The sequence below is a fragment of the Pseudomonas sp. H1_D05 genome, from assembly GCF_054682705.1.
Window position 1 is genome coordinate 2251631 of the sequence record NZ_CP162825.1, and the last position, 10456, is coordinate 2262086.

Here is a 10456-nt window from a genome sequence, read left to right on the forward strand (position 1 = left end):
TTTGGGGGCGGAGCGTGCGCAACAAGCAAGCGTCGGTGAACGGAAAATGCAAAAACCAAACCAAGGCTCCGAAAAGAAGCGTTCGTCGCCTGAAACAGGCGTTTGACGCTCGTTTGAGTGGCAGGGTGCCAGCTCGAACGGGAAGTTTCGAACCAAAATGGGTTGGAATGTGAGTACGGTGCAGTCTGTTGCACCAATATAGTGCGCAAAGCTGGGCGGAGTTAGAAGAAACGCAGGAAGGGGTTTTTCGGCTCGGGCGGTTTGTCTTTCAGCGGGCATTCCGGGCGCACGCCGTAGTCGTCGGCGACGCAGGGTTTGACTTGGCGTTTCTGCGCTAGGGAAATGCGTAGCATGTGGAAGGGCTGGTTGGCGGTGCGTTCGACGGTACGTCCTTCCATGTCGAGGATTTCAACCGAGAGATTGTGGCTGCCACGGTCGATGTTGCTGAGCGGGAAGACCGGGCTCAGGCCGGGCTCGCCGGTGGCTTGGCCATCCAGTAGCAGTCGATAACGATGACCTTTTTGCAGACCCGGTTCGCTGGTGACGCTGACGATGATTTCGCCGGCGCTGCTGCGAATCGTTGCATCGGGTTCAGGTACCAGAATGCGCAGCATGTCGTAGTGGAAGGGTGGTTGCTCTGGGGTTTTTTTTGCAGTTGTGACTGGCACGGCGACGGTGGGGTTTGCGGACATGCGATTGCTGTTCGCGATCGGTACGCGCTTGGCATTGCCACGCGGCTGGTCGGTGTAGACGCGATTGCCTTGGGCATCGATATAAGTGAACACCTCAGCCGATGCTTGCAGCGCGAGCAGCGCCAGCACCGCGATCAGCCACGCACGAATCATGGCTTGTGCACCCGCTGTACGCTGAGAGGGACTGGCGCGCTCTGCTGGATGACCGTCTGCCCGTCAATCACCTGCACCGCTAGACGATGTTCGCCGCGATCAACGTTCACCAATTGCAGGATCGGCACGTTGCTCGGCTGGCCGTAAGGCTCATCGTCCAATACCAGCCTTAACTGATGCGGCGGTCGAAGGCGTGGCTTGATCAGCACATTGACGGTGAAGGTGCCGTTGTTCGCGCGCAATGCTTCTTCGGTGGGCAGTCCGGCGAGTTCAAGAATGTCGTAGGCGTTGCGCGCAGGTTCACGGTTGTCGGTTTCGGGCGCGGGTGGTGCGCTGGGCGCCTGCGGCTCGACCCGATTGAGCGGCGGCAATTCCACCGGTTGTGCCTGCACGCCGTCCGGCGAGTGATCGCTGTACACCGTGTGGCCGTTGGCATCGGTGTATTTGTAGATCTGCGCGGCGGCGGGCAGGGCGATCATCAGCAATAGAATGTAGAGAAAGGTGCGACCCATGAAATCGACCGGGATTGAAAGCGATGGGGTGCAGCATAGGACAGGTGTGGCGGTTGGCCCAACCCTGCACACATCCAGAGATCATTCATACACCACAATTGATCGTTCCCACGCTCTGCGTGGGTACGCCTCAAGGGACGCTCCGCGTCCAGTGACGCGGAGCGTCACGGGCTGCATTCCCACGCGGAGCGTGGGAACGATCAGCATCACGTCATAAATCGCGGGCAATAAAAAAGGCCTCCCGAAGGAGGCCTCTTTCACTCACGCCACTTAACGCAGCGCTACCGGATCAGCAGCTGTAGTACAGCTCATATTCCAGTGGGTGTACGAAGGTGCGAACCTTGATTTCTTCTTCCGATTTCAGCGCGATGTAAGCGTCGATGAAGTCGTCGGAGAACACGCCGCCCTTGGTCAGGAACGCGCGGCCCTTGTCCAGCTCTTCCAGGGCTTCTTTCAGGCTACCGCAAACTTGCGGGATCTCTTTCGCCTCTTCAGGCGGCAGGTCGTACAGGTTTTTGTCAGCTGCGTCGCCTGGGTGGATCTTGTTCTGGATACCGTCCAGACCGGCCATCAGCAGAGCTGCGAAGGCCAGGTACGGGTTGGCAGCCGGATCCGGGAAGCGTGCTTCGATACGGCGGGCTTTCGGGCTCGACACGTAAGGAATACGGATCGAAGCGGAACGGTTGCGGGCCGAGTAGGCCAGCATTACCGGAGCTTCGAAGCCCGGTACCAGACGCTTGTAGGAGTTGGTCGCCGGGTTGGTGAAGCCGTTCAGGGCCTTACCGTGTTTGATGATGCCGCCGATGAAGTACAGAGCGGTATCGGACAGACCGGCATAGCCTTCACCGGCGAAGGTGTTCTTGCCGTCTTTCCAGATCGACATGTGTACGTGCATGCCCGAACCGTTGTCGCCGTACAGTGGCTTCGGCATGAAGGTCGCGGTGCGGCCGTAAGCGTCAGCAACGTTGTGCACAACGTACTTCAGGGTTTGGGTTTCGTCGGCTTTCTTCACCAGGGTGTTGAACTTGACGCCGATTTCGTTCTGGCCGGCAGTCGCCACTTCGTGGTGGTGAACTTCGACGGTCAGGCCCATTTCTTCCAGTGCGTTGCACATGGAGGTACGGATTTCGTGGTCGTGGTCGAACGGCGGAACCGGGAAGTAGCCGCCTTTGACGCCTGGACGGTGACCTTTGTTGCCGCCTTCGATGTCCTGGTCGGACATCCACGAACCTTGCTCGGAGTAGATCTTGAACATCGAGCCGGAGATGTCCGACTTGAATTTCACCGAGTCAAAGATGAAGAACTCAGGCTCCGGACCGGCGAACACGGTGTCACCGATACCGGTGGCTTTCAGGTGTTCTTCGGCACGCTTGGCGATCGCACGTGGGTCGCGGTCGTAGCCTTGCATGCTCGAAGGTTCGATGATGTCGCACACCAGGATCAGGGTGGCGTCTTCGGTGAACGGGTCGAGAACGGCAGTTTCGTCAACCGGCATCAGGATCATGTCGGAGGCTTCGATGCCTTTCCAGCCAGCAATGGAGGAACCGTCGAACATCTTGCCGACTTCGAAGAAGTCTTCATCCAGCGCATCGCGAGCCGGCATGGTCACGTGGTGCTGAGTGCCTTTGGTGTCCGTGAAGCGCAGATCAATCCACTTGACGTCATGATCTTTGATGAGTTGAACCGTCTTCGACATATGTCCTCCGGGTGGCTTCGGGCTTGGTAGTGGATGCCCTTGAATTTGGGTGATGCCGGCGCGAATACTCTGCCAAGGCAACCTGCCTCACAAGGGAGCAAATTGCATGCCAGTGCCCCAGCATGGGTTTTTTGCCCCAAATTCACGCTTATAAAGGTGCAAAGCACCTGATTGTGAAAATTCTCGCCCTCTAATGTAGCGTCCTGAGTCAGAAATGACCTGTTTTGGTGCGTGCAAAACCTTCTGCACATTAACTGGTTAAACCTTGAGCAATTTCCGCTATAATCCGCGCCCCCCTTTTTCGGCTGGCCGTTCGCGCGCTGTTTTCATGAAACTAATCGTAAAAGTCTTCCCCGAGATCACCATCAAAAGCCGACCTGTCCGGACGAAGTTCATCCGCCAGTTGGCCAAGAACATCCGCACCGTGCTCCGTGACCTGGACCCGGCCGTGGTGGTGAACGGTGTGTGGGACAATCTCGAGCTGGAAACCCGCGTTACCGACCCCAAAGCCTTGAAAGAGATGGGTGAGCGCCTGACCTGCATGCCGGGCATCGCGCACTTTCTGCAGATCGACGAGTACCCGCTGGGCGACTTCGACGACATCACCGAGAAGTGCAAACAGCACTACGGCGATGCACTGGCCGGGAAGATTTTCTCGGTGCGCTGCAAGCGCGCGGGCAAGCACACCTTCAGCTCGATGGACGTCGAAAAATACGTCGGCAGCAAGCTGCGCCGTGAGTGCGGTGCCGCTGGTATCGACCTGAAAGCACCGGAAATCGAAGTCCGCATCGAAGTTCGCGACAAACGGTTGTTTGTCATTCACAGCCAGCACAACGGCATCGGCGGTTACCCGCTCGGTGCGTTGGAGCAGACGCTGGTATTGATGTCCGGCGGCTTTGACTCAACCGTTGCGGCGTACCAGATCATTCGTCGCGGCCTGATGACGCACTTCTGCTTCTTCAATCTGGGCGGTCGTGCCCATGAATTGGGCGTGATGGAAGTCGCGCATTTCATCTGGAAGAAGTACGGCAGCTCGCAACGCGTGCTATTTGTCAGTGTTCCGTTCGAAGAAGTGTTGGGCGAAATTCTCGGCAAAGTCGATAACAGTCATATGGGCGTCGTATTGAAGCGTATGATGTTGCGCGCGGCTTCCAACATCGCCGATCGCCTGCACATCGAAGCGCTGGTCACCGGCGAGGCGATCTCCCAGGTGTCGAGCCAGACCCTGCCGAATCTGTCGGTGATCGACTGCGTGACCGACAAACTGGTCCTGCGTCCGCTGATCGTGGCGCACAAGCAGGACATCATCGACACGGCCAATGAGATCGGCACCGCCGATTTCGCCCGGCACATGCCGGAGTACTGCGGGGTCATTTCGGTCAATCCGAAGACGGCCGCCAAACGCGGTCGCGTTGAGCACGAAGAGAAAGAATTCGACATGGCGGTGCTCGAGCGTGCGCTCGAAAACGCCAAACTGGTGCCGATCGATCGGGTGATCGACGAATTGGGCCAGGACGTACAGATTGAAGAAGTCAGCGAAGCACTGGCCGGTCAGATCGTGATCGACATCCGTCACCCGGATGCCGCCGAGGATGAGCCGCTGGAACTCGCTGGCGTAGAAGTACAGACGATGCCGTTCTACGCAGTGAACGCTCGTTTCAAGGAGCTGGATCCGACTCGCCAGTACCTGCTGTATTGCGACAAAGGCGTGATGAGTCGCCTGCATGCTCACCATTTGCTCAGTGAGGGGCATGCCAATGTGCGCGTTTATCGACCGAGCTAAGTGCCCGGGGCTGTTTGCCTGTGGCCTGCGTCACCGGCCCCCCGACACCGCCGTCAAGCTGTAACGGCCATGCCGGACACTACTGCTAATCGCTGCCAAGACTTGTCAGCAAACCGAATCCTCTGATCGAGATACACAAGTGATCGAAAATCTACGCAACATCGCCATCATTGCCCACGTTGACCATGGTAAGACCACCCTGGTAGACAAACTCCTGCGTCAATCCGGCACCCTGGAGCGCAACGAGCTCAACGACGAGCGCGTGATGGACTCCAACGACCAGGAAAAAGAGCGCGGTATTACCATTCTGGCGAAAAACACCGCCATCAACTGGAACGGCTACCACATCAACATCGTGGACACCCCGGGCCACGCCGACTTCGGCGGCGAAGTTGAACGTGTAATGTCGATGGTTGACTCCGTTCTGCTGCTGGTTGACGCTCAAGACGGCCCTATGCCGCAAACCCGTTTCGTGACCAAGAAGGCTTTCGAAGCCGGCCTGCGTCCAATCGTGGTAATCAACAAGGTTGACCGTCCAGGCGCGCGTCCGGACTGGGTTCTGGATCAGATCTTCGACCTGTTCGACAACCTCGGTGCTACCGAAGAACAACTGGACTTCCAGGTTGTTTACGCCTCGGCCCTGAACGGCATTGCCGGTCTGGATCACACCGCCATGGCTGAAGACATGACCCCGCTGTACCAAGCGGTAGTCGACCACGTTCCGCCTCCGGCCGTTGACCGTGACGGCGCGTTCCAGATGCAGATCTCCGCTCTGGACTACAACAGCTTCCTGGGTGTTATCGGTGTTGGCCGTATCGCTCGTGGCCGCGTCAAGCCGAACACCCCGGTTGTGGCGATCGGTGCCGACGGCAAGCGCCGTAACGGCCGTATCCTGAAACTGATGGGTCACCACGGTCTGCACCGCATCGACGTTGAAGAAGCTGCAGCAGGCGATATCGTTTGCATCAGCGGTATGGACTCGCTGTTCATCTCCGACACCCTGTGCCACCCGGACACTGTCGAGGCGATGAAGCCTCTGACCGTTGACGAGCCAACCGTTTCGATGACCTTCCAGGTAAACGACTCGCCATTCTGCGGTAAAGAAGGCAAGTTCGTGACGTCCCGCAACATCAAGGACCGTCTGGACAAAGAGCTGCTGTACAACGTTGCACTGCGCGTTGAAGAAGGCGACACCGCTGACAAGTTCAAGGTTTCCGGCCGTGGTGAGCTGCACCTCTCGGTACTGATCGAAACCATGCGTCGCGAAGGCTTCGAGCTGGCCCTGGGCCGTCCTGAAGTGATCATTCGTGAAGTGAACGGCGTTAAACAAGAACCGTTCGAAAACGTGACCATCGACATCCCTGAAGAAGCTCAGGGCAAGGTCATGGAAGAGATGGGTCTGCGTAAAGGCGACCTGAGCAACATGGTGCCGGATGGCAAGGGCCGTGTTCGTCTGGAGTACAACATCCCTGCTCGCGGTCTGATCGGTTTCCGTAACCAGTTCCTGACCCTGACCAACGGTGCTGGCATCCTGACCTCGATCTTCGATCGCTACGACACCGTCAAGTCGGGCCACATGTCCGGCCGTCAGAACGGCGTTCTGGTTTCGGTTGAAACCGGCAAGGCACTGACCTACTCGCTGGAAACCCTGCAGGCTCGTGGCAAGCTGTTCGTAGAACACGGCCAGGAGATCTACAACGGTCAAATCGTTGGTCAGAACAGCCGCGACAACGACCTGGGTGTAAACCCGACCAAAGGCAAGAAGCTCGACAACATGCGTGCTTCGGGTAAAGACGAAACCATCGCTCTGGTACCACCTGTTCGCTTCACTCTGGAACAGGCTCTGGAATACATCCAGGAAGACGAGCTGTGCGAAGTTACTCCTAAGTCCATCCGTCTTCGCAAGAAGATCCTGGACGAAAGCGAGCGTACCCGCGCTGCCAAGAAAGCCAAGGCGTAATTTAGCCTGAGCTTGAAAAAACGCCCCCGGTCGCGAGACCGGGGGCGTTTTTGTTTGTCTGGGATAAGTGTGTTGAAGCTGAAAAGCCCCTCACCCTAGCCCTCCCGAAACGTCGGACCGCCCGTAGGGAGAGGGGACTGACCGAGTTGTTCTTTGGCTTTGCATCGACCTCAGGTTTGGAAGCGACAGAGATCGGCTCCCTCTCCCTCGGAAGAGGGCTGGGGTGAGGGGCTGGGGTTTAACGGCTACCGAAGAACTCAGCGTCGTTCAGAAGCGCTCTATCGCGCGGAAATTCTGCACGCGTTCAACTTCCTTCGGCTTGTACGCGCAATACCCCGGACGCGGTCCGATCTTCGGGTGATTGCGGCAGGTATCCGGGCGCTTGTCATAAATGGTGCACAAGCGGCTCTTACGATCCAGGTAGTAGCAATCGTTGTTGCTCATGCGCTGCAGGGTAAAGATGCCGGACTTCTGATTGAAGCGCTCGACCAGGCCTTCCTTTTGCAGACGCTTGGCGATGTTCTTCGGCGGGTCGCCCAGTTCGAACTCGTCGACCACGCCGATGCGCACCAGATCCTTGATCTTTACTTCGACCGGCAGCGTGCAGCAGCTGGACATGCAGGAACCGCACATCGGGGCCGAATATTTCGCCCACGTATCGAGACGATCGATCTCGGCGGCGGCAATCAGGTTGGGCTTCATCATCGGGAGTTACCAGGCGTGTGTGCATCAGGGCGCGCGATCATACCGGGACTGGTGGATTTTTGAACAACCTTTCGCCAGATTTTTTCTCCATGCAGGCACATTGCCGGACAATTCGGCACGGCCCCTGCATTCATTAGCCCATCCGCCAGGGTAATGCCGGGCCATCGCACCGTCTCAGGAAAAACTGCCGAACCAGCGCCGCGACCGTCGGTCAGACCGTCTAGGCTCAGACAATTCCCGCTCGCTCGAGGTCCTATTGATGACTCAAGAACCACTAGTTCGCGAAGCAGAGGTGGCCGCATTCCGCGACGCCGTCCTGACCAAGCTCACCTACGCGGTGGGCAAAGACCCCGACCACGCTTTCGACCATGACTGGTTCGAAGCCATCGCTTTGGCGGCGCGTGATCATATGGTCGAGCACTGGATGGACCACACCCGGCAGATCTACCGCAAAGGTCAGAAACGGGTGTATTACCTCTCGCTGGAATTCCTCATCGGCCGCTTGCTCTACGACAGCCTGAGCAATCTTGGCTTGCTCGACGTCGCCCGTGAAGCGCTGACTGAACTCGGTGTCGACCTGGAGCGTATCCGTTTGCTGGAACCTGATGCAGCGCTCGGTAACGGTGGCCTCGGTCGTCTGGCCGCGTGCTTCATGGAAAGCATGTCGACCCTCGGCATCGCCGGCCACGGTTATGGCATTCGGTATGAGCACGGCTTGTTCCGCCAGGCCATCGTCGACGGCTGGCAGCAGGAACAGACCGAGCACTGGCTGGATTTCGGCAACCCGTGGGAGTTCGAGCGGCCAGAGGTCGTCTACTCCATCGGCTTCGGCGGCAGCGTCGAAACCGTCACCGACATCTCCGGCAAGTCCAAACAAGTCTGGTCGCCGGCAGAAACTGTCCGCGCGATCGCTTATGACACGCCGGTCGTTGGCTGGCGCGGGGCGAGCGTCAATACACTGCGCCTCTGGCGTGCGCGCGCCATGGAAGATTTGCACCTGGAGCGTTTCAACGCCGGTGACCACTTGGGCGCTGTCGCCGAAGTGGCCCGGGCCGAAAGTATCTCCCGCGTGCTCTACCCGGCGGACAGCACCGAAGCGGGGCAGGAGCTGCGCCTGCGTCAGGAATACTTCTTTGTCGCCGCTTCGCTTCAGGATCTGCTGCGCCGTCATCGCAACATGCACACCTCGGTGCTGACCCTGGGTGATCACGCGGCGATTCAGCTCAACGACACGCACCCCTCGATTGCTGTCGCCGAATTGATGCGCCAACTGGTCGACGTCTACGACGTGGCTTGGGATGCGGCGTGGCAAGTCACCGTCGACACGCTGTCGTATACCAACCACACGTTGCTGCCGGAAGCGCTGGAAACCTGGCCGGTGGGCTTGATGGAGCGCATGCTGCCGCGACATATGCAGATCATTTATCTGATCAATGCTCAGCACATCGACTCGCTGCGCGCCAAAGGCATTCACGATTTCGACGTGCTGCGCGCGGTGTCGCTGATCGAAGAAGACAACGGTCGCCGTGTGCGCATGGGTAACCTCGCGTTCCTCGGTTCGCACAGCGTCAACGGCGTGTCCGGACTGCATACGCAACTGATGCGCAAAACCGTGTTTGCCGAACTGCACAAGCTCTATCCCGAGCGGATCAACAACAAAACCAACGGCATTACCTTCCGCCGTTGGCTGTTCCAGGCCAACTCTGAACTGACCTCGATGCTGGTCGACTCGCTGGGTCCCGAGGTGCTGGATAACCCCGAAGAGCGCCTGCTCGATCTCGAACCGTTCGCCGAGAAAACCGCATTCCGCAAAGCCTTTGCCGAGCAACGGCTGCACAGCAAGAAAGCCCTGGCGTATCTGATTCACGAACGCTTGGGCATCGCGGTCAATCCGGCGGCGATGTTCGATGTACAGGTCAAACGCATCCACGAATATAAACGTCAGTTGCTCAACCTGATGCACACCGTGGCGCTGTATCAGGCGATCCGCGCCGAGCCGGAAGTCGACTGGGTGCCGAGGGTGAAAATCTTCGCCGGTAAAGCGGCGGCGAGTTATCACCAGGCCAAACTGATCATCAAACTGACCAACGACATCGCTCGGGTGGTGAACAACGATCCGACCGTGCGCGGCCTGCTGAAAGTGGTGTTCCTGCCCAACTACAACGTCAGCCTGGCGGAGAGCATCATTCCGGCGGCGGACTTGTCCGAGCAGATTTCCACTGCCGGCTTCGAAGCATCAGGCACCAGTAACATGAAGTTCGGCCTCAACGGCGCGCTGACCATTGGCACACTGGACGGCGCCAACGTGGAAATGTGCGAACGCATCGGGGCCGAGCACATGTTTATCTTCGGTCTCAGCGCGCAGCAGGTGGAAGCGCGTAAACAGAATCACGAGTTCAGTGCGTTGCCAGACATTGCTGCATCCCATCGCTTGAACGATGTGCTGCAGGCGATTCGCGGCGGGGTGTTTTCGCCGGATGACACCTCGCGCTATACCGGGCTGATCGATTCGCTGGTGGATTACGACCGCTTCCTGGTCTGCGCCGACTTCGACTCCTACTGGGAAGCGCAGAAACGCGTTGAGGCGCACTGGCACGACTCCAACAACTGGTGGCGTTCAGCAGTACTCAACACGGCGCGGATGGGCTGGTTCTCGTCTGACCGGACGATTCGTGAGTACGCCACGGATATCTGGAAAGCGTTGGAGTAACTTTCCGCAACAAATCTGCGCAAGGCCCAACGTTTGTTGGGCCGGATCGATATACTGAGCGCCGGTTACCGGTAGCTCCAGTCACCACCAATCCAATGTAGGAGTGAGCCTGCTCGCGAAGCGGTTGTCTTGTTAAACAGAAATGTTGGCTGACAAACCGCTTTCGCGAGCAGGCTCGCTCCCACAGGGTTTGTGCCTAGACTGAAGCAATCGCCGGACTCGCCCCGTCTTGGGGCTGCTTAGGG

7 protein-coding genes are annotated in these 10456 nt (G+C 58.3%); 3 read left to right on the forward strand and 4 right to left on the reverse strand.

The genetic code is table 11. The annotated features are described in order from the left end of the window. Positions 1-221: 221 nt before the first annotated feature. From AB4O11_RS10255 to glnA, 3 genes are all read right to left on the reverse strand, one after another. Complete coding sequence (locus tag AB4O11_RS10255; RefSeq protein WP_186620700.1) at positions 222-845, reverse strand: DUF4124 domain-containing protein; 624 nt, start codon at positions 843-845, stop codon at positions 222-224. Next, positions 842-1357: a DUF4124 domain-containing protein gene (locus AB4O11_RS10260; RefSeq protein WP_460130586.1), complete on the reverse strand. Its 516-nt coding sequence runs from the start codon at positions 1355-1357 to the stop codon at positions 842-844. The genes AB4O11_RS10255 and AB4O11_RS10260 overlap by 4 nt, the downstream gene beginning before the upstream one ends. Positions 1358-1646: 289 nt before the next feature. Further along, positions 1647-3053, reverse strand: a complete 1407-nt coding sequence (glnA, locus tag AB4O11_RS10265; protein WP_007909254.1) for a type I glutamate--ammonia ligase — start codon at positions 3051-3053, stop codon at positions 1647-1649. Between the two features lie 328 nt (positions 3054-3381). Between glnA and thiI the strand changes: the two genes are divergently transcribed. Further along, complete coding sequence (gene thiI, locus AB4O11_RS10270; protein ID WP_095047172.1) at positions 3382-4836, forward strand: tRNA uracil 4-sulfurtransferase ThiI; 1455 nt, start codon at positions 3382-3384, stop codon at positions 4834-4836. A gap of 139 nt (positions 4837-4975) precedes the next feature. Next, positions 4976-6796 carry a translational GTPase TypA gene (gene typA, locus AB4O11_RS10275; protein WP_034153003.1) on the forward strand — a complete coding sequence of 607 codons (1821 nt, stop codon included), beginning with the start codon at positions 4976-4978 and terminating at the stop codon, positions 6794-6796. A 267-nt stretch (positions 6797-7063) separates the two neighbouring features. Here typA and AB4O11_RS10280 read toward each other — a convergent pair whose 3' ends face one another. Next, positions 7064-7501 carry a YkgJ family cysteine cluster protein gene (locus AB4O11_RS10280; protein ID WP_093430042.1) on the reverse strand — a complete coding sequence of 146 codons (438 nt, stop codon included), beginning with the start codon at positions 7499-7501 and terminating at the stop codon, positions 7064-7066. Positions 7502-7760: 259 nt separating this feature from the next. On the opposite strand from AB4O11_RS10280, the gene AB4O11_RS10285 reads away from it, so the two are divergent. After that, positions 7761-10211 carry a glycogen/starch/alpha-glucan phosphorylase gene (locus AB4O11_RS10285; protein ID WP_460130588.1) on the forward strand — a complete coding sequence of 817 codons (2451 nt, stop codon included), beginning with the start codon at positions 7761-7763 and terminating at the stop codon, positions 10209-10211. Positions 10212-10456 lie beyond the last annotated feature (245 nt).